The 20,217-nt window shown below is 62.1% G+C and carries 16 protein-coding genes and 1 pseudogene; 10 read left to right on the forward strand and 7 right to left on the reverse strand.

What is annotated here, in order from left to right; translation table 11 throughout:
- Window positions 1–26: 26 nt before the first annotated feature.
- The 6 genes from BM321_RS18260 to gap all read right to left on the reverse strand — a co-directional run bounded on the left by BM321_RS18260 (window position 27) and on the right by gap (window position 6,797).
- A complete protein-coding gene (locus BM321_RS18260) occupies window positions 27–470 on the reverse strand; it encodes a YbaN family protein (RefSeq protein WP_092443812.1) in 444 nt (147 codons plus the stop codon).
- Window positions 471–590: 120 nt separating this feature from the next.
- Entirely contained in the window at window positions 591–1,181 is a 591-nt protein-coding gene (locus BM321_RS18265) for a biliverdin-producing heme oxygenase (protein WP_092443814.1), read from the reverse strand.
- Window positions 1,182–1,322: 141 nt separating this feature from the next.
- Entirely contained in the window at window positions 1,323–3,917 is a 2,595-nt protein-coding gene (locus BM321_RS18270; RefSeq protein WP_092443816.1) for a TonB-dependent receptor, read from the reverse strand.
- A 118-nt stretch (window positions 3,918–4,035) separates the two neighbouring features.
- A complete protein-coding gene (locus BM321_RS18275; protein ID WP_092443818.1) occupies window positions 4,036–4,941 on the reverse strand; it encodes a FecR family protein in 906 nt (301 codons plus the stop codon).
- A gap of 143 nt (window positions 4,942–5,084) precedes the next feature.
- Window positions 5,085–5,591 (reverse strand): RNA polymerase sigma factor, encoded by a 507-nt coding sequence (locus tag BM321_RS18280; protein ID WP_092443820.1) that lies wholly within the window; start codon window positions 5,589–5,591, stop codon window positions 5,085–5,087.
- A gap of 204 nt (window positions 5,592–5,795) precedes the next feature.
- Complete coding sequence (gap, locus tag BM321_RS18285) at window positions 5,796–6,797, reverse strand: type I glyceraldehyde-3-phosphate dehydrogenase (protein ID WP_092329108.1); 1,002 nt, start codon at window positions 6,795–6,797, stop codon at window positions 5,796–5,798.
- A 230-nt stretch (window positions 6,798–7,027) separates the two neighbouring features.
- On the opposite strand from gap, the gene edd reads away from it, so the two are divergent.
- The 10 genes from edd to BM321_RS18335 all read left to right on the forward strand — a co-directional run bounded on the left by edd (window position 7,028) and on the right by BM321_RS18335 (window position 19,661).
- Complete coding sequence (gene edd / locus BM321_RS18290) at window positions 7,028–8,854, forward strand: phosphogluconate dehydratase (protein WP_092443822.1); 1,827 nt, start codon at window positions 7,028–7,030, stop codon at window positions 8,852–8,854.
- Window positions 8,851–9,810, forward strand: a complete 960-nt coding sequence (locus BM321_RS18295; protein WP_092443824.1) for a glucokinase — start codon at window positions 8,851–8,853, stop codon at window positions 9,808–9,810. The genes edd and BM321_RS18295 overlap by 4 nt, the downstream gene beginning before the upstream one ends.
- 185 nt (window positions 9,811–9,995) lie before the next feature.
- Window positions 9,996–10,727 carry a response regulator gene (locus BM321_RS18300; protein WP_060738873.1) on the forward strand — a complete coding sequence of 244 codons (732 nt, stop codon included), beginning with the start codon at window positions 9,996–9,998 and terminating at the stop codon, window positions 10,725–10,727.
- On the forward strand, window positions 10,717–12,186 hold the full coding sequence (locus tag BM321_RS18305; protein WP_092443826.1) for an ATP-binding protein: 1,470 nt from the start codon (window positions 10,717–10,719) through the stop codon (window positions 12,184–12,186). The genes BM321_RS18300 and BM321_RS18305 overlap by 11 nt, the downstream gene beginning before the upstream one ends.
- A gap of 228 nt (window positions 12,187–12,414) precedes the next feature.
- Window positions 12,415–13,674, forward strand: a complete 1,260-nt coding sequence (locus BM321_RS18310) for a D-mannose isomerase (RefSeq protein ID WP_092443828.1) — start codon at window positions 12,415–12,417, stop codon at window positions 13,672–13,674.
- A 116-nt stretch (window positions 13,675–13,790) separates the two neighbouring features.
- Window positions 13,791–15,092: an ABC transporter substrate-binding protein gene (locus BM321_RS18315; protein ID WP_092203918.1), complete on the forward strand. Its 1,302-nt coding sequence runs from the start codon at window positions 13,791–13,793 to the stop codon at window positions 15,090–15,092.
- Window positions 15,093–15,274: 182 nt separating this feature from the next.
- Window positions 15,275–16,183 carry a carbohydrate ABC transporter permease gene (locus tag BM321_RS18320; RefSeq protein WP_092203916.1) on the forward strand — a complete coding sequence of 303 codons (909 nt, stop codon included), beginning with the start codon at window positions 15,275–15,277 and terminating at the stop codon, window positions 16,181–16,183.
- Window positions 16,176–17,021 (forward strand): carbohydrate ABC transporter permease, encoded by an 846-nt coding sequence (locus BM321_RS18325; protein WP_003198539.1) that lies wholly within the window; start codon window positions 16,176–16,178, stop codon window positions 17,019–17,021. Before BM321_RS18320 ends, BM321_RS18325 begins: the two co-directional genes overlap by 8 nt.
- A gap of 2 nt (window positions 17,022–17,023) precedes the next feature.
- Window positions 17,024–18,184 carry an ABC transporter ATP-binding protein gene (locus BM321_RS18330; RefSeq protein ID WP_092253672.1) on the forward strand — a complete coding sequence of 387 codons (1,161 nt, stop codon included), beginning with the start codon at window positions 17,024–17,026 and terminating at the stop codon, window positions 18,182–18,184.
- 130 nt (window positions 18,185–18,314) lie between these two features.
- Complete coding sequence (locus BM321_RS18335) at window positions 18,315–19,661, forward strand: carbohydrate porin (protein ID WP_092443830.1); 1,347 nt, start codon at window positions 18,315–18,317, stop codon at window positions 19,659–19,661.
- 260 nt (window positions 19,662–19,921) lie between these two features.
- On the opposite strand, the pseudogene BM321_RS18340 reads toward BM321_RS18335, so the two are convergent.
- Window positions 19,922–20,217, reverse strand: a pseudogene (locus BM321_RS18340) (IS110 family transposase); the annotation flags it as partial.

Below are 20,217 nucleotides of genomic sequence, written 5' to 3' on the forward strand. Positions count from 1 at the left end.
CTCCAGTACGAGAGGGCGATCATAGATCAAAAATCCGTTGGGGGCCGCTTCGCGCCCCAGCGGGAGCAAGCTCCCTCGCCACAAGTGCCCTGTGCCTGTTCCGGGCGCGACCAGATCCACAGATTGCCCAGGCCCATGCCCGCGAGTGCCAGGTAAACCGGCCAGCCGTGGTCGAGCATCACCAGCATCAGCCCGGCGCACAGCAGCATGCTGACGGTGGCAGCCACCTTGGCCCGGCGCGGGATGACCTTGCCGTTGCGCCAGTTGTGCAGCATCGGCCCGAACAACCGATGGCTCTCCAGCCAGGCGCTCAGGCGCGGCGAACTGCGGGTCGCGGCCCAGGCGGCCAGCAGGATGAACTCGGTGGTCGGCAGGCCGGGCACGACGATGGCGACCAGGCCGATGGCCAGGCTGGTGTAGGCGAGCAGGGCGAAGAGCAGTTGGGTGAGTTTGGAGGGCGTGCGGCTCATGTACTTCTATCCGACATGCACTTTACCTTGTGGGAGCGAGCTTGCTCGCGATAGCGGTGTATCAGGCGGCCAATAAGGTGGCTGAAAGTCCGCCATCGCGAGCAAGCTCGCTCCCACAGATCAAGCCGGCTCGGCCGCATAAGCCTGTTCCAGTAGCACGGTAAAGCGGTTGAACGCATCCAGCGCGCCTTTATCCGCTTCGGCTTCCTGCTGTTCGGTGAAGGCCAGGCCGTCGAGGGTGCGGGTGAAGGTTTTCCAGCCTTCGGCGCGCCCGCCGGCAGGTTCCGCCAGGTGCCGGGCGCCGAAGGTTTCGCTCAGCCCCAGGCCCACGGCACGCTTGATCAGGAATGCGGCGCCGAGCTTGGACCCTTCGGAGACGAACAGCCAGCCCAGGGCTTCGGCCTGAGTCGGATTGTGCACCGCACCGGCCACCGGCGCGGGGACTTCGGTGTTCAGGTCGGCGAGATCCGCCCTGGCTGCCTCGGCCCGGCAACGGGCCGGCAGGTCGGGAATCAGGGCGGACAGCTTGGCGTCGTTGTACAGCGCCACCAGTTCCGACTGGAACAGGTACTGGGCGACGACGAAACGGGCGAAGCTGGCCTGGGTTTCGAATGGGGCATGGGCCTTGACCAGGGCGTCGAGCTTGCTGTGAGGCTCGTGGGTGATCTGGTTCAGGCGTTGGGAACGTGAAACGGGGCGCAGGGTATTCATGAAAAAAATCCTTTGAGTGAGCACATTGTGGCGAGGGAGCTTGCTCCCGCTCGGTTGCGCAGCGACCGCAAAATCCAGGGGCCGCTTCGCAGCCCAGCGGGAGCAAGCTCCCTCGCCACAGGGGAAATCCTTGGGTCTGGGTCAGATATCCCAGATCAGGTTCACTGCGAAGTTACGCCCGGGCGCGGTCAGGCGATCGAGGTTGGCGGGGCTCAGCACCGCCGCTTCGCCGACGCTGTCGTAGCCGCGCACGTCATCCCACAGCCAGTATTTCTTGTCGGTGAGGTTGTAGAGGCCGCCGCTGACGGTCACGTCGTGGGTCACCTTGTAGAAACCCGTCAGGTCGAGGATGCCGAAGCCTGGTGTCTTGAACTGGCTGCTCACGCCATCGGGCGAGTTGAAGTTGCTGTCGTCGACGCGGTCCTTTTTCTTGACCAGGGTCCAGCTGAGCAAGGTGCCGTAGTGGTCCTGGTCGTAGCCCAGGCCGAACACGCCGGTCAGCGGGTTGACGCTGTTGAGCGGCTCGCCGGTGTCGTTGTTGCGACCGTAGGCATAGGCCACCGAACCTTGGGTGTACAGGCCCTTTGGCGCGCCCAGCACATCCAGCTCAAGGCGTCCCTTGACCTCGGCGCCCTTGATGGTGGCGTGCTTGATATTGTTGCTCTGGAAGGTCAACTGGTTGGCGCCGGGGGTGACGGCGTCTTCGTTGATGAAATCGCGGTACTTGTTGTAGAACACCGCCACATCGAACGAGCCGGAGTCGAAACGCCCACGCAGGCCGGTCTCGTAGCTTTTGCTTTTTTCCGGTTCCAGGTCGGGGTTGGGTTCCACGCTATAGCCGGCGTTGGGGTTGTCGAAACGACCGTACAAGGCCTTGGCGGTCGGGGTGCGGAAACCCTCGGCGTACTGCCCGTACCAGGTGTACTGGTCGGTCAGGGCATAGGTCACGCCGAATTTCGGCGAGACGCGGTGCCAGGTCTTGTTCTTGTCGCTGACTTCACCGCCGCCGGTAGGGTCCACGGTGTTGAGGAATTCCTCGGTCAGGTGCGGCTTGAGCTGGGTGTAGTCGTAGCGCAGGCCGGGCGTGAAGGTCCATTTGTCCCAACTGATCTGGTCCTGGGCGAACAGGGCGTAGCTGTTGATGGTCGGATCGGGGAAGTCACTGGCTTTTGCCAGCGCGTCCCGGGTGCTGATGGCGCCCACCGCAGAGCAACCGACACCCACCGCCAGGCACACGCCATTGCCGCTGCGCGAGCCGGTGACTTTCTGTTGCTTGATCGTGGTGCCGTAGGTCAGCGCGTGGTCGGTGTCGGCGAGGCTGAAGGCCTTGTCCAGTTGTGCATCTAAGACCCACTGCTTTTCTTCGTAGAGGGTATCCCGGGTGCGCAATACCTGGCGGGTGATCGGGAAATAGAACTCGGCGGTGCTCTGGTCGGTCTTGGCGACCTGGTGGTTCAGGCTCCACTTGACGTGGTCGGCCAGCAGGCTGTCGAGGACGAAGCTGTGCTCCAGGCCGAAACGCTCGCGGGTGATGGTGTCGTTGCCGGTGCGCCACTGGTACATGCCGCCGGGCAGTACAAAGTCGGGGATCGCCGGCTGGCCGTTGGCGTAGGGGCCGCCGTAGGCGCTTTTCAGGTCGCTGTCGCGGTCGTCCTTGTATTTCTCGTAGACCAGGCCAAGGCGTGCGTCATCGCTGTAGTTCCAGCCTAACTTGGCCAGCACGTTGTTGGCGCGCACGTCTTCCGGGTTGGCGGCGGTGCGGTCCAGGCCGGTGCCGTTGTGGCTGCCGTAGGATTCGGTTTCGTGACCGTCGCGCTGGCTGTAGTGCAGCAGGCCGTCGAATGGGCCGCTGCGGCCGGCGACGGTGGCAGACTTGAGCCAGCTCTCGTCGGCGGAGCTGTAGCCGGTCTTCAGGCGGGCGCCAACGTCCTGGCCGGGCTTGATGATGTCGTCCGGATCGAGGGTGAAGTAGCTAACGGCACCGCCAATGGCATTGCTGCCGTACAGCACCGAGGCCGGACCGCGGAGGATTTCCACGCGCTTGATGATTTCCGGGTCGACGTAATTGCGCTGGGTCTTGGCGTAGGGGCCGTTGAAGAAACCGCCGGGTACTTCCACGCCGTCGACCTGGGTCAGGATCCGGTTGCCGTCGATGCCGCGAATGTTGTAGCCACTGATGCCGCCGCGCTGGCCCGCACCGCCCACCGACACGCCCGGCTCATAGCGCACCAGGTCCTTGAGGGTATTGACGTTGTTACGGTCCAGTTCCTGGCGGTCATGGACGGTGACCGTGCTGGGTACGCTGGTGATGTCCTGTTCCTGGCGGGTGGCGCTGATGGTCACCTGTTGCAGTTCCATCGCGCTGCCGCTGCTGCGCCTTTCCAGCACGATGCTGTTGTCGCCCAGCTTGCGGTAGCCCAGGTGGGTCCCCAGCAACAGGCGCTCCAGGGCTTTTTCAGGCGGCAGCGAGCCATTCACCCCTGGCGACGCGACGCCTTCGGCCAGCTCCGCCGGCATGCCGACTTGCCAGCCGGTGACCGCGGTGAATGCATTCAAGGCCGAGACCAGTGGCTGCCGGGCGATGGCGAAGGTGTAGTCGCCCATGTTGCGGGCTGGGGGCTGCACGGTGGTGGCAGCCAGGGCGAGCGGCGCGGTGCCGGCCATCAGGATGGCGGCGGTGAGCAGTGACAGCGTGCAAGAGGGGGCAAGAAACCGGCAAGTAAGGCGAGAGGACATCGATAGCGCTCCGTGTCGCATCTGTTATAGGTGCAGATCGCATCGCTGGATGCGAATCAATTGCATTGGCTATAACGAGACGAACCAGCGGAGCCTATCGAGTAAAAATAATTCTCATTTAGTTCAAGATCACCAGCGCCGGGAATTCCTGAAGCCGCGCCGAGGTGATATGGGCCAGGGAGCGGACCACGTCCAGCGGCTGATCGAGGCGGTAATTGCCGGTCACCGCGACATTGGCCAACTGTTCGTTACTGTTGATGATCCAACCGGGGTAGTAGCGGCGCAGCTCGGCCAGTACCTGGCTCAACGGCCGGTTCTCGAACACCAGCCGACCCTGCACCCAGGCCAGGTCGGTGTTGGCATCGAGGCGGGCCGGGCGGTCGAAGCCGTTGGGGCCGATGCGGATGCTCTCCCCAGCCGACAGCCGCACATGGGTGTCGTTGCGATTGGCCCGCAGATCCACATCGCCACGCTGGACCTGGACCTGGGCCACGCCGTCGAGGTAACGCACGGCGAACGTGGTGTCGCTGACGCTGGCGGTGACCGGGCCGGCGTCGATTTCCAGCGGCAGGGTGCGGTTGCCCGGGACCTCGAAGAAGGCCTCGCCCTTGTACAAGCGGGCCACGTACCGATGTTCGTTGAACGTGCTGGAGAACGCCGAGTTGGTGTTGAGCAGGACCTTGGAGCCGTCTTCCAATTGCAGGCGCTGGCGCTCACCGACCACGGTCAGGTGATCGGCCTGCAAGCGCAGGGGCAGGTCGCTGAAGTTGAACAGGCCGAGAAACAACACGGCGGCGGTGGTCAGGGGTTTCCAGTGGGCACGCAGGCGCGACAGCGCGGTGACCTTGGGCGCGGTTTCCAGTCGGCGGGCACTCTCCATCACCTGGGGGCCGTTCCAGATCGCCTGGGCCCGGGCGAAGGCCTCACCGTGACGTGGATCGGCCGCCAGCCAGGCCTGGAACTGCCGCGTCTGCTCCTCGCTGGGGCTGTCCAGCAGGATCAGCCAGTCCAGCGCCTGCTCCATGGCATGGGCGGTTTCCGGCGTCGGCGCAGGAGAAGGGGAGTTGTCCGTCACGGTGGGGTCTCGTTTCTCGGTTCAGCGGCAAGTTACAAGCTTCAAGTTTCAAGTCGCAAGCACAAGTCTGCACACAACTTACAGCTTGAATCTTATAGCTGAAGTTGTCCCACACAGATCGCCATGATCAGTTTCAGTTCCTTTTGCACCGTACTCAGGGACACATCCAGCCGTTCGGCGATTTCCTGGTAGCGGTGGCCATGCAGGCGGCTGAGGATGAAGATCTGTCGTTGTCGCGGGCTCAGGGCCTGCAGGCTGACATTCAGGCGCTCGAGCAGTTGCTGGGCATGGGCGGCGTCCTCGGCACTGCTTTGGGGGGCGACGACGTTTTGGACGACTTCCAGCGGCACGTCATCGAGCAGGGTCCGGGCCTGGATGCGCCGGGCACGCAAATGGTCCAGCGCCAGGTTGCGGGCGGTCTGGAAAACAAAGGGTTCGAGGTGCTCGACCGTGCGCTCGGCCAGTGCACGGGTGACACGCAGGTAGGTTTCCTGAAGCAGGTCTTCGGCGGTACTGGGGTTGCTGACCATGCGCTCGAGGGTGCGCAGCAGCGGCGTGCGCTGGGCGAGGAAGACGTGATGAAAGCGCGATTGACTCACGGTAGGGCCCGATCCGGTTTGAGTTGATGATAATGCTTATCATCTACGTTGCGGGTCAAGCCTTCATTCATTTCACGAATGTGAACCCTTGTGGGAGCGAGCTTGCTCGCGATGATGGCGTGTCAGTCGCCATCGACGTTGGCTGATGCACCGCTATCGCGAGCAAGCTCGCTCCCACAGAAAAGCTCGATACTGCCGTGTCAGTTATTCGGCGTTACACAACGCCAGGCAGTTATCCAGCATGCGGTTGGAGAAACCCCACTCGTTGTCATACCAGGCCAGTACCTTGAGCAGCTTGCCGCTGGCCTTGGTGTGGTTGGCGTCGAAGATCGACGACAGCGGGTTGTGGTTGAAATCGCTGGAGACCAGCGGCAGGGTGTTGTAGCCGAGGATCTTCGAATGCTGGCTGGCCTGGCGCAGCAGTTCGTTGACTTCCTCGGCCGACGCTTCGCGCTTGAGCTGCACGGTGAGGTCCACCAGGGACACGTTGATCACCGGTACGCGCACCGCCATGCCGGTCAGTTTGCCGGCCAGTTCCGGCAGCACCAGGCCCACCGCTTCGGCGGCGCCGGTCTTGCTCGGGATCATGTTCTGGGTGGCCGAGCGAGCGCGGTACGGGTCGGTGTGATAGACGTCGGTCAGGTTCTGGTCGTTGGTGTAGGCATGGATGGTGGTCATCAGGCCGCTTTCGATGCCCAGCTCGCGGTGCAGCACCTGGGCCACCGGGGCCAGGCAGTTGGTGGTGCACGAAGCATTGGAGATGATCTGATGGGACTGGCGCAGGATATCGTGGTTCACGCCATACACGACGGTGGCATCGGCGCCCTTGGCCGGGGCCGAGATGATCACCTTGCGGGCGCCGGCGCTGATATGGGCGGCGGCCTTGGCGCGGTCGGTGAACAGACCGGTGCATTCGAACACGACGTCGATCTTTTCGGCCGCCCAAGGCAGTTCGGCCGGGTTGCGGATGGCGCTGACCGAGATGCGGTCGCCATTGACCGTCAGGCTTTCGTGATCGTGCTGGACGTCGGCATCGAAGGTGCCATGCACGGTGTCGAATTTGAGCAGATGAGCATTGATCGCACTGTCGCCCAGGTCGTTGATGGCGACGATCTGCAGGTCGCGACGATAGCCTTGGGTATACAGTGCACGGAGGACGTTGCGGCCGATGCGGCCAAAACCATTGATTGCGATTCGAAGAGTCATTAACTGCGCCGCCGTCGATTTGTTGTTGGAATTACAAGATTATTCGCATAAAAATAGAAAACAAGCCTTTTTAATGGCAATATTTTGTTTTATCTACAACGAGTGACCTGAATCAACTGGTCCGAATGGTCAAAAACCGTCTGTCGCCTCGCCTTCCACACAGCGTGCAACGGGCTTTTGACCAGCATAGACAATCAGGTCGCCACACCCGTTAGCCTGGAGTTCTACACATGCATCCCCGCGTTCTTGAGGTCACCGAACGGCTTATCGCCCGCAGCCGCGCCACGCGTCAGGCTTACCTTGCATTGATCCGTGGTGCCGCCAGCGACGGTCCGATGCGCGGCAAGCTGCAGTGCGCCAACTTCGCTCACGGCGTGGCCGGTTGCGGCACCGAAGACAAACACCACCTGCGGATGATGAACGCCGCCAACATCGCCATCGTGTCGTCCTATAACGACATGCTCTCGGCCCACCAGCCCTACGAAACCTTCCCGGAGCAGATCAAGAAAGCCCTGCGCGAAATTGGCTCGGTCGGCCAGTTCGCCGGAGGCACGCCGGCGATGTGCGACGGCGTGACCCAGGGCGAGGCGGGGATGGAACTGAGCCTGCCGAGCCGCGAGGTGATCGCGCTGTCCACGGCGGTGGCGTTGTCCCATAACATGTTCGACGGTGCGCTGATGCTCGGCATCTGCGACAAGATCGTCCCGGGCCTGATGATGGGCGCGTTGCGCTTCGGTCACTTGCCGACGATCTTCGTGCCAGGCGGGCCGATGGTCTCGGGCATTTCCAACAAGGAAAAAGCCGACGTGCGCCAGCGCTACGCCGAAGGCAAGGCCAGCCGCGAAGAGCTGCTGGAATCGGAAATGAAGTCCTACCACAGTCCCGGCACCTGCACCTTCTACGGCACCGCGAACACCAATCAGTTGCTGATGGAAGTGATGGGCCTGCATTTGCCGGGCGCCTCGTTCGTCAACCCGAACACGCCGCTGCGCGATGCCCTGACCCGTGAAGCGGCATTCCAAGTGACGCGCCTGACCAAGCAAAGCGGCAATTTCATGCCCATCGGCGAAATCGTCGACGAACGCTCGCTGGTCAATTCCATCGTTGCGCTGCACGCCACCGGCGGCTCCACCAACCACACCCTGCACATGCCGGCCATCGCCATGGCGGCGGGTATCCAGCTGACCTGGCAAGACATGGCCGACCTCTCCGAGGTGGTGCCGACCCTGAGCCACGTCTACCCGAACGGCAAGGCCGACATCAACCACTTCCAGGCGGCCGGCGGCATGTCGTTCCTGATCCGTGAGTTGCTGGAAGCCGGTTTGCTGCATGAAAACGTCAACACCGTGCTCGGCCACGGCCTGAGCCGCTACACCCAGGAACCGTTCCTCGAGGATGGCGAGTTGGTGTGGCGCGACGGCCCGATCGAAAGCCTCGACGAAAACATCCTGCGCCCGGTGGCTCGCGCCTTCTCGCCGGAAGGTGGGTTGCGCGTGATGGAAGGCAACCTGGGCCGTGGGGTGATGAAGGTCTCGGCCGTGGCCCTGGAAAACCAGATTGTCGAAGCGCCGGCCATGGTCTTCCAGGACCAGCAGGACCTGGCGGACGCGTTCAAGGCCGGCCTGCTGGAAAAGGATTTTGTCGCGGTGATGCGCTTCCAGGGCCCGCGCTCCAACGGCATGCCGGAGCTGCACAAGATGACGCCATTCCTGGGGGTGTTGCAGGACCGTGGCTTCAAAGTGGCGCTGGTGACCGACGGGCGCATGTCCGGCGCGTCGGGGAAAATCCCGGCGGCCATTCATGTCAGCCCCGAAGCTTATGTCGGTGGTGCGTTGGCCCGGGTGCAGGAGGGCGATATCATCCGTGTCGATGGCGTCAAAGGCACCTTGGAATTGAAGGTGGACGCCGAGGAATTCGCCGCGCGCACGCCGGCCAAGGGCCTGTTGGGCAACAACATCGGCACCGGCCGCGAGCTGTTCGGTTTCATGCGCATGGCCTTCAGCTCGGCGGAGCAGGGCGCCAGCGCCTTCACATCTGCCCTGGAGACGCTTAATTGAAACTGGCTTTGGTCGGTGACATCGGTGGGACCAACGCACGCTTCGCGCTGTGGAAAAACCATACCCTGGAAAACATCCAGGTGCTGGCAACGGCCGATTACGCCTGCCCGGAAGATGCCATCCAGGTGTACCTGAGCGGCCTGGGCCTGAAACCGGGCGCCATCGGCTCGGTGTGCCTGTCGGTGGCCGGTCCCGTGAGCGGCGATGAGTTTCGCTTTACCAACAATCACTGGCGCCTGAGCAATCTGGCGTTCTGCCAGACCCTGCAGGTGGAGCAGCTGTTGCTGGTCAACGACTTCTCGGCCATGGCCCTGGGCATGACCTGCTTGCGTCCCGATGAGTACCGGGTCGTGTGCGAAGGCACCCCGGAGCCGATGCGTCCGGCGGTGGTGATCGGGCCGGGCACCGGGTTGGGTGTCGGCACGCTGCTGGACCTGGGTGAGGGCCGTTTCGCCGCGTTGCCGGGGGAGGGTGGCCATGTCGACCTGCCCATGAGCAGCCCGCGGGAAACCCAGCTGTGGCAGCACATCTACAACGAGATCGGCCACGTCAGCGCCGAAACCGCCTTGAGCGGCAGCGGTTTGCCTCGGGTGTACCGGGCCATTTGCGCGGTGGACGGCCATGTGCCGGTACTCGACACCCCCGAATCCATCACCGCGGCCGGTCTGGCCGGCGACCCCATCGCCCTGGAAGTGCTCGAGCAGTTCTGCCGTTGGCTGGGGCGCGTGGCCGGCAACAACGTGTTGACCCTGGGCGGACGCGGCGGCGTCTACATCGTCGGTGGCGTGGTCCCGCGCTTTGCCGATTTCTTCCTTGAAAGCGGTTTCGCCCGCTGCTTCGCCGACAAGGGTTGCATGAGTGATTACTTCAAGGGCATTCCGGTCTGGCTGGTGACCGCGCCATACTCCGGCCTGATGGGCGCGGGCGTGGCGTTGGAGCAATCCGCCGCCGCTTAAGGTTCGATAGGTACCCCACCTGTGGGAGCGAGCTTGCTCGCGATGACGGAGTGTCAGTCGCCATTGAGGTTGACTGTTGCACCGCTTTCGCGAGCAAGCCCGCTCCCACAGAGTTTTTGTGGTGTGTTTGTAGGCCTTGTCCATCAGGCATAATCGCCCCAATCCAAACAACAAGGACGAGGCCCGTGAGTTCAGTAAACAAATCGATTTTGTTGGTCGACGACGACCAGGAGATTCGCGAACTGCTGGACACCTACCTCAGCCGTGCGGGGTTCCAGGTGCGGACCACACCCGACGGCGCCGGGTTTCGCCAGGCGTTCAACGATGCACCGAGCGACCTGGTGATCCTCGATGTGATGCTGCCCGATGAAGACGGTTTCAGCCTTTGCCGCTGGGTTCGCCAGCACCCACGCCAGGCTCATGTGCCGATCATCATGCTGACCGCCAGTTCCGACGAGGCCGACCGGGTCATCGGTCTTGAGCTGGGCGCCGATGATTACCTGGGCAAGCCTTTCAGCCCGCGTGAATTGCAGGCGCGCATCAAGGCGCTGTTGCGCCGGGCGCAATTCGGCCAGGAACGCTCCGGCGGTGAAGTGCTGGCCTTCGATGAATGGCGGCTGGACATGGTCAGCCATCGGCTGTTCCACACCGACGGTGAAGAAGTGATTCTCTCCGGCGCCGACTTCGCCCTGCTCAAGCTGTTTCTCGATCATCCCCAGGAAATTCTCGACCGCGACACCATCGGCAATGCGACCCGTGGTCGTGAGTTGATGCCCCTGGACCGGATCGTCGACATGGCGGTCAGTCGCCTGCGCCAGCGCCTGCGTGACACCGACAAACCACCGCGATTGATTCGCACGGTGCGTGGCAGCGGTTATCAACTGGCGGCCAGTGTGGTTGCCAGCAATGGACATTGACTGGATCAGGAAAGTCGCCCGGCGGGTACCGGTCCCGCACTCGTTGCTGGGCCGGATGCTGCTGCTGACCTTGCTGGTGGTGTTGTTCGCCCAGACCCTGTCCAGCCTGATCTGGGTCTCGCAACTGCGCGCCACCCAGCTCGAAGGCCTGGTCACCAGCGCCCGTAGTCTGGCCCATTCGATGACCGCCAGCGTCAGTTACTTGCGTTCGCTGCCGGTGGCGTACCGGCCATTGGTGCTGGACCAGCTGCGCAGCATGGGCGGTACGCGGTTCGTCGTCACCCTCAACGACAAGCCCCTGGGCATGGACGTGCTGCCGGTGACGCCGCGCAAGCAGGCGGTGCTCAAGGCCGTGGATGAAGTGCTGCGCCGCTCCTTGGGCGCTAACGCCGACATCTCGGTGACGTTTGTCAGCCCCGACGACCTGCGGATTTTCAACGCCGGGCTCAAGCTCGATGAGCTGCCCCGTTCGTGGGCCCACTATGCCCTGACGCTGGAACCGGTGAATCCGCCGGTGCTGGTCACGCAAATCCAGATGGCGCCGGGGGAATGGCTGTACATCGCCTCGCTGCTGCCCGAACCCTACACCAGCCTCGAAGAACAAGACTTGCCCAAGCAACAGGTCGGTTTCATCGTGCTCACCAGCAGCCTGTTGTTGCTGTTCATCGGTTTGCTGGTGCATTGGCAGAGCCGGCCCCTCAAGCGTCTGGCCCGGGCCGCGCGCGACATGTCCCTGGGCGCCGAAGTGGAACCGGTGGCCGAGGGTGGTGGCAGCGAAGTGGTGGAAGTGGGGCGAGCGTTCAATGCCATGCGCGAACGCATCAGCCGTTACCTGACGGAGCGCAGCCAGTTGTTCAGCGCGATTTCCCACGACTTGCGCACACCGATCACTCGATTGCGGCTGCGGGTCGAGCTGCTGGAGGATGAAAACCTGCAAGCCAAGTTCGGCCGTGACCTGGATGAACTGGAGCTGCTGGTCAAAGGCGCGCTGCAATGCGTCAAGGACACCGACATCCACGAAAACATCGAGCCGGTGGACCTCAACCATGTACTCGATTGCCTGGTGGAGCCTTACCTGGCGCCCAACGGCAATGGCCGGGTGACCCAGGATGGCCGGGCGCTGGCGCCGTATCCCGGCAAGCCGCTGGCCCTCAAGCGCTGCATCGGCAACCTGATCGACAATGCCTTGAAATACGGACAGAACGCCCACCTGCACATCGATGACGATGAAACCGCGTTCATCCTGCACGTCGACGACGAAGGGCCGGGTGTGCCGGAACAGCGCCTGGAGCAAGTCTTCGAACCGCACTTCCGCCTCGCCGGGCAACAGCAGGGCTATGGCCTGGGCCTGGGCATCGCCCGCAATATCGCCCACAGCCATGGGGGTGAGGTGAGCCTGCAAAACCTGCGCGAGGGTGGGTTGCGGGTGACCTTGCTGTTGCCTCGCAGTGTGGAATAGCCCGACCGCGTTATCGTTCTTCGCGAGCAAGCCCGCTCCCACAGGGGTTTTGTGAGCGCCGAAGATCCAGTGTGGGAGCGAGCTTGCTCGCGATGAGGCCAGTCGTCCCAACCCATCTCTCCCAATCAAATGTCACAAGTCGGTGACATAACTCGCCCCTTTCGTTACCTGTCGCCGACCCTCCCTTGTTTAGACTCCCTGCGTCAAAACAACAAAAAAGGTACTCCGATGGACACCTTCCAACCGGCCTTCAGCAGTTGGCTGAACGCCCCTGCCCACCAGCGATGGCTTGCCGATGAAGGCTTGCGGCTGCTGGCGTTCGCCAAGGCCTCGAAGCTGCCGGACGGCTTTGGCAACCTGGATGAGCTTGGCCGCCTGCCGGCCGATGCCCGGGCCGAAACCATGAACACCGCGCGCATGACCCACAGTTTTGCCATGGCGCACATCCAGGGCCTGCCGGGTTTTGCCGAGTTGGTGGACCATGGCCTCCAGGCCCTCAGCGGCCCCTTGCGCGACGCCGAGCACGGTGGCTGGTTCGCCACGACGCGGCCTGATGAAGACGGTGCTGGCAAGGCGGCCTACCTGCATGCATTCGTTGCCCTGGCGGCCAGTTCCGCAGTGGTGGCCCAGCGTCCTGGCGCTGCGGCGTTGCTGGACGAAGCGGTGCGGGTCATCGACGATCATTTCTGGAGCGAGGAGGAGGGCGCGTTGCGCGAATCCTTCAACCGCGACTGGAGCGAGGAAGAGGCCTATCGCGGCGCCAACAGCAACATGCACGCCACCGAAGCCTTCCTGGCCCTGGCCGATGCCACCGACGATCCTCGTTGGCTGGCCCGTGCCCTGCGTATCGTCGAACGGGTGATTCACGGCCATGCCGCCGCCAACGACTACCTGGTGGTGGAGCATTTCGACCGCCACTGGCAGCCGCTGCGCGAATACAACCACGATAATCCCGCCGATGGTTTCCGCCCCTACGGCACCACCCCCGGCCACGGTTTCGAATGGGCGCGGCTGCTCCTGCACCTTGAAGCCGCGCGGGTCCAGATCGGCATGCTGACCCCGGGGTGGCTGGCCCAGGACGCGCAAAAACTCTTCGACCAGAACTGCCGCCATGGCTGGGACGTCGATGGCGCGCCGGGCATTGTCTACACCCTGGACTGGGACAACCGCGCCGTGGTTCGCCACCGCCTGCATTGGGTCCACGCCGAAGCGGCGGCCGCGGCCAGCGCCCTGCTCAAGCGCACCGACGAGGCGAAGTACGAAGCCTGGTACCGGTGCTTCTGGGAGTTCTGCGACAAACATTTCATCGATCGCTGCAACGGCAGTTGGCATCACGAACTCGATCCGCAAAACCGTCCCAGCGCCGACATCTGGCCGGGCAAGCCGGACCTGTATCACGCCTGGCAGGCGGTCTTGATCCCGCGCCTGCCCCTGGCACCGAGCATGGCGTCAGCCCTGGCGCGGTTATCCAGCCCTGCGCCTGTGTAACCATGTCGTGACATTTGCGCGTCCCTTCGTTACCTGCGAAGGGATTCCCTCTGATTAGAATCCATGCAGCGCAAGCACCAGACTTGCATGCATAACAACAAGAAAGGTAATTCTAGATGAATGCGATTTCTCGCCTCGCTACTGTCATTTCTCTTGCTTCCCTGCTTCCCGTCGCAGCCTTCCCTGTCACTACCCTTGCCGCCGAATCCAAAGGTTCCGTGGAAGTCGTCCACTGGTGGACGTCGGGTGGTGAAAAAGCCGCGGTCGATGTGCTCAAGGCCCAGGTAGAGAAAGACGGCTTTACCTGGAAGGACGGCGCTGTCGCCGGTGGTGGCGGTTCCACTGCCATGACCGTGCTCAAGAGCCGTGCCGTGGCCGGCAACCCACCGGGTGTCGCCCAGATCAAGGGCCCGGACATCCAGGAATGGGCATCCACCGGGCTGCTCGACACCGACATCCTCAAGGACGTTGCCAAGGCCGAGAAGTGGGACAGCCTGCTCGACAAGAAAGTCTCCGATACCGTGAAGTACGACGGTGACTACGTCGCCGTGCCGGTGAACATCCACCGCGTCAACTGGCTGTGGATCAACCCGGAAGTCTTCAAGAAAGCCGGTATCACCAAGAACCCGACCACCCTCGAAGAATTCTACGCGGCCGGCGACAAGCTCAAGGCCGCGGGCTTCATTCCGCTCGCCCACGGTGGCCAGCCTTGGCAGGACAGCACCGTGTTCGAAGCCGTGGTGCTCTCGGTGATGGGGGCCGATGGCTACAAGAAGGCCCTGGTCGACCTGGACAACAAGGCCCTGACCGGTCCGGAAATGGTCAAGGCACTGACCGAGCTGAAGAAAGTCGCGACCTACATGGACGCCGACGGCAAGGGCCAGGACTGGAACCTGGAAGCGGCCAAGGTCATCAACGGCAAGGCCGGCATGCAGATCATGGGTGACTGGGCCAAGAGCGAGTGGACCGCGGCGAAGAAAGTCGCCGGCAAGGACTACGAGTGCGTGGCCTTCCCGGGCACCGACAAGGCCTTCACCTACAACATCGACTCCCTGGCGGTGTTCAAGCAGAAGGACGCGGGCACCGCGGCTGGCCAGCAGGATATCGCCAAGGTCGTGCTGGGTGAGAACTTCCAGAAGGTCTTCAGCATCAACAAGGGCTCGATCCCGGTGCGCAACGACATGCTGGGCGACATGGCCAAGTACGGTTTCGATTCCTGCGCCCAGACCGCGGCCAAGGACTTCCTGGCGGACGCCAAGTCCGGCGGCCTGCAACCGAGCATGGCGCACAACATGGCGACCACGCTGGCGGTACAGGGTGCGTTCTTCGATGTGGTGACCAATTACATCAACGACCCGAAAGCCGACCCGGCTGATGCTGCGAAGAAACTGGGCGCAGCGGTTCAGTCTGCCAAGTAATTTGCGCCGCGGTCCCTAGTGGGAGCGAGCCTGTGGAAGCAAAGCTTGCTCGCGATGAACGATAACGCGGTCATTAGAAAGACCGAGTCGCCTTCATCGCGAGCAAGCTCAGCTCCCATACAAGCTCGCTCCCGCATAGGGAATGTTTTTGTAGTTTTTTCTCTCTGGTACTGGATCTTCCCATGAGTTCTGTTGCTGTGTTCAGCAAGGCCTCGCCGTTCGATGTATTGCAGCGCTGGCTCCCGAAACTGGTGCTGGCGCCGAGCATGTTCATCGTTCTGGTGGGCTTCTATGGCTATATCTTGTGGACGTTCGTCCTGTCGTTCACCACCTCGACGTTCTTGCCGAACTACAAATGGGCCGGCCTGGCGCAATACGCGCGGCTGATGGACAACGACCGCTGGTGGGTGGCGAGCAAGAACCTGGTGCTCTTTGGTGGCATGTTCATCGGCATCACCCTGGTGATCGGCGTGCTGCTGGCGGTGTTTCTCGACCAGCGCATTCGTCGCGAAGGTTTCATCCGCACCATTTACCTGTACCCGATGGCGCTCTCGATGATCGTCACCGGTACGGCCTGGAAATGGCTGCTCAACCCGGGCATGGGCCTGGACAAATTGTTGCGTGACTGGGGTTGGGAAGGCTTCCGCCTGGACTGGCTGATCGACCCGGACCGCGTGGTGTACTGCCTGGTGATCGCGGCGGTGTGGCAGGCTTCGGGCTTCATCATGGCGATGTTCCTGGCCGGCCTGCGGGGTGTCGATCAATCGATCATCCGTGCCGCCCAGATCGATGGCGCGAGCATGCCGCGCATCTACTGGAAAGTGGTGTTGCCGAGCCTGCGCCCGGTGTTCTTCAGCGCCGTGATGATCCTGGCGCACATCGCGATCAAGAGCTTCGACCTGGTGGCGGCGATGACGGCCGGTGGCCCGGGTTATTCCTCCGACCTGCCAGCGATGTTCATGTATTCCTTCACCTTCAGTCGCGGCCAGATGGGCATGGGCTCGGCCAGTGCAATCCTGATGCTCGGTGCGATCCTCGCAATCATCGTGCCTTACCTGTACTCCGAGCTGAGGACCAAGCGTCATGACTAGTCTCGCTGCCAAACCTTCCATCAGCCTGAGTCGCATCGCGATCTACGCGGTGCTGATCCTCGCCGTACTGCTTTACCTGGTGCCATTGGTGGTCATGTTGCTGACCAGCTTCAAGACGCCGGAAGACATCAGCACCGGCAACCTGTTGAGCTGGCCGACCGTGGTCAGCGGCATCGGCTGGGTCAAGGCCTGGGCCACGGTGGACGGTTACTTCTGGAACTCGATCAAGATCACCGTCCCGGCGGTGCTGATCTCTACCGCCATCGGTGCCTTGAACGGCTACGTGTTGTCGATGTGGCGTTTTCGCGGTTCGCAGTTGTTCTTCGGCCTGCTGCTGTTCGGGTGCTTCCTGCCGTTCCAGACGGTCCTGCTGCCGGCCTCGTTCACCCTCGGCAAGATGGGCCTGGCCAGCACCACCACCGGCCTGGTGTTCGTGCACGTGGTCTATGGCCTGGCGTTCACCACGCTGTTCTTCCGTAACTACTACGTGAGCATTCCCGACGCACTGGTGAAGGCGGCGCGACTGGACGGTGCGGGTTTCTTCACCATCTTCCGGCGGATCATCCTGCCGATGTCCACCCCGATCATCATGGTGTGCCTGATCTGGCAGTTCACGCAGATCTGGAACGACTTCCTGTTCGGCGTGGTGTTCTCCAGCGGTGATTCGCAGCCCATCACAGTGGCGCTGAACAACCTGGTCAACACCAGTACCGGAGCCAAGGAATACAACGTGGACATGGCGGCGGCGATGATCGCCGGGCTGCCGACCCTGCTGGTCTATGTGGTCGCAGGCAAGTATTTCGTGCGCGGCCTGACGGCCGGCGCAGTCAAGGGGTAATCATGGCAACGCTTGAACTTCGCAACGTAAACAAGACCTATGGTGCCGGCCTGCCGGACACCCTGAAGAACATCGAGTTGTCGATCAAGGACGGTGAGTTCCTGATCCTCGTTGGCCCTTCGGGCTGCGGCAAGTCGACGCTGATGAACTGCATTGCCGGCCTCGAGACCATTACTGGCGGCGCGATCATGATCGGTGACCAGGATGTCAGCGGCATGAGCCCGAAGGATCGTGACATCGCCATGGTGTTCCAGTCCTACGCGCTGTACCCGACCATGAGCGTGCGCGAGAACATCGAGTTCGGCCTGAAAATCCGCAAGATGAACCAGTCGGCCATCGACGAAGAAGTCAACCGCGTGGCCAAGCTGCTGCAGATCGAACACCTGCTCAATCGCAAGCCCGGCCAGCTTTCCGGCGGCCAGCAACAGCGCGTGGCCATGGGCCGGGCGCTGGCGCGGCGGCCGAAGATCTACCTGTTCGACGAACCGCTGTCCAACCTCGACGCCAAGCTGCGGGTCGAGATGCGTACCGAAATGAAGCTGATGCACCAGCGCCTGAAGACCACCACGGTCTACGTGACCCACGACCAGATCGAAGCCATGACCCTGGGCGACAAAGTGGCGGTGATGAAGGACGGGATCATCCAGCAGTTCGGTACCCCAAAAGACATCTACACCAACCCGGCCAACCTGTTCGTGGCGAGCTTCATCGGTTCGCCACCGATGAACTTCATCCCGCTGCGCCTGCAACGCAAGGACGGTCGCCTGCTGGCGCTACTCGACAGCGGCCAGGCCCGTTGCGAACTGCCGATGGGCATGCAGGACGCCGGCCTGGAAGACCGCGAAGTGATCCTGGGCATGCGCCCGGAGCAGATCATGCTGGCGGGCAGCGAGCCCAATGGCTTGCCGACCATTCGCGCCGAAGTCCAGGTCACCGAGCCTACCGGGCCGGACACCCTGGTGTTCGTCAACCTCAACGACACCAAGGTTTGCTGCCGCCTGGCACCGGACGTGGCGCCGCAAGTCGGGGAGACCCTGACGCTGCAATTCGATCCATCGAAAGTGCTGCTGTTCGACGCCCAGTCCGGCGAACGCCTGGGCGTAGCCGGCCAGCCGCAAGCTGACGTACGCAGCGCCAACGTGGCGCAGTTCAAAGGCCGATGAAGAACAAATGTGGGAGCCAGCGTGCGCCCACCAAGAAGGAGTATGCGGTGAGTGGGGGACCACTCGCCGCAATCGTTGTAAACCGCGTTAGATAAAAACAGTTAATAACAATAAAGACGAGGATGTAGGGATGAAGAAGAAAAACAACGCCCAGCTAATCTGCCAGTTGTCAGCCGTTGCGGCGATGATGCTGGCCGGTAGCGCACACGCGGACGAGGCGTTCAGCGCCGACTCGAAGTGGATGACGGGTGACTGGGGCGGTGAACGGACCAGGCTGATCGAGCAAGGTATCGACATCAAGGCCGACTACGTCGGTGAAGTCGGCGGCAACCTGCATGGCGGCTACAACAACGACAAGACCGCGCGTTACTCCGACCAGTTTGGCCTGGGCGTCGCGCTGGACCTGCAAAAGCTGTGGGGTTGGGATAACACCCAGGCCAAGATCCAACTGACCAATCGTAATGGCGAGAACATCTCCAACGACCGTGTCGGCGATCCGCGTGCCGGGACCTTGAGTTCCTCCCAGGAAGTCTACGGCCGTGGTCACATGGTCCGTCTGACCCAGTTGTGGATCAAGCACCAATTCCTCGACGGCAAGCTGGACGTCAAGGCCGGTTACTTCGGCGAAGGCGAAGACTTCAACACCTTCCCTTGCGAATTCCAGAACCTGGCCTTCTGCGGCTCCCAGGTCGGTAACTGGGCCACCAATATCTGGTACAACTGGCCCGTCAGCCAGGCGGCGATCCGCGTGAAATACAACCTCACGCCTGAGTTCTTCATGCAGATCGGTGCGTACAACCAGAACCCTTCGCAACTGGAGCACGGCAACGGCTTCAAGCTCAGCGGCAGCGGTACCAAGGGTACCGTGATCCCGGTCGAATTGGTCTGGTCGCCGAAGGTCAACAGCCTGCCGGGTGAGTACCGTGTGGGTTACTACAAGAGCACGGCCAATGCCGATGACGTCCGTGAAGACGACAACGGTGACGATGCCGCAACCACCGGTAACGCCTATCGCAGCCACGATAGCAAGCATGGCTACTGGTTCGTGGCACAGCAACAACTCACCACTCACAACGGTGACGCGTCCCGCGGCCTGAACATCGCCGCCAACGCGACCTTCCACGACAAGGACACCAACGTCGTCGACAACTATCAGTCGCTGATGTTCGTGTACAAGGGGCCATTCGATGCGCGTCCAAAAGATGACATCGGCATCGGTTTCTCCCGCATCCATGTCAACGATGACGTGAAGAAAAACGCCGAGCTGACCAACGCTGCCAATGGTGTCAGCGACTATAACGATCCGCTGTTCGCACCGTTGCGCAGCACTGAGTACAACTACGAACTCAACTACGGTGTCCACGTGACCAACTGGCTGACCGTGCGTCCGAACCTGCAGTACATCACTCACCCAGGTGGTGTGGATGAAGTCGACAACGCGCTGGTGGCCGGCCTGAAAATTCAGTCGGTGTTCTAACGCTGTTGCGATAAGCTCCTCTCTATGTGCGCATATTTGCGGACGGCCAAGGCTGTCCGCTTTTTTTTGGGAAGCGCGTTGGGTGCATGGCAAACCTGTGGCGAGGGAGCTTGCTCCCGCTGGGTTGCGAAGCGACCCCAAAGCCATTCACTGCGGTGCTTCAGCCAGATCGCGTTTGTCCCGTTTACGACTGCTTCGCAGCCGAGCGGGAGCAAGCTCTTATCAAACAAAAAATAACCCATTGTTTTTGCTTCTAAAAATCATGCTGCTTTGACTAATTGCATGCCCAACTTGCGGGCCTTGCGCTCCAGAGCCCGCAATTGGCGTCCCCGGCTTTTCTCCTCAAACTCTTCTATCCCTTTCTCAACGTAGGGCTGGCCTTTGGTGAGCATGGCGTAAATCAATCGCGCCAGTTGATGAGCCGTCGCCTTGATCGCACAACTGGTGTCCATCCGCGTCAGGCGGGCACGGTGACTGGCGCCAATAAAACTTTTGTCCTGCCGGGCGTTTGAGGCCGCTTGCTTGAGGGCTTGGGCGGCTCGATTGATGACTTTAG

Origin of the sequence: Pseudomonas sp. NFIX10, assembly GCF_900111955.1 — a bacterium.
GTDB classification, from domain to species: Bacteria; Pseudomonadota; Gammaproteobacteria; order Pseudomonadales; family Pseudomonadaceae; genus Aquipseudomonas; species Aquipseudomonas fluorescens_AA.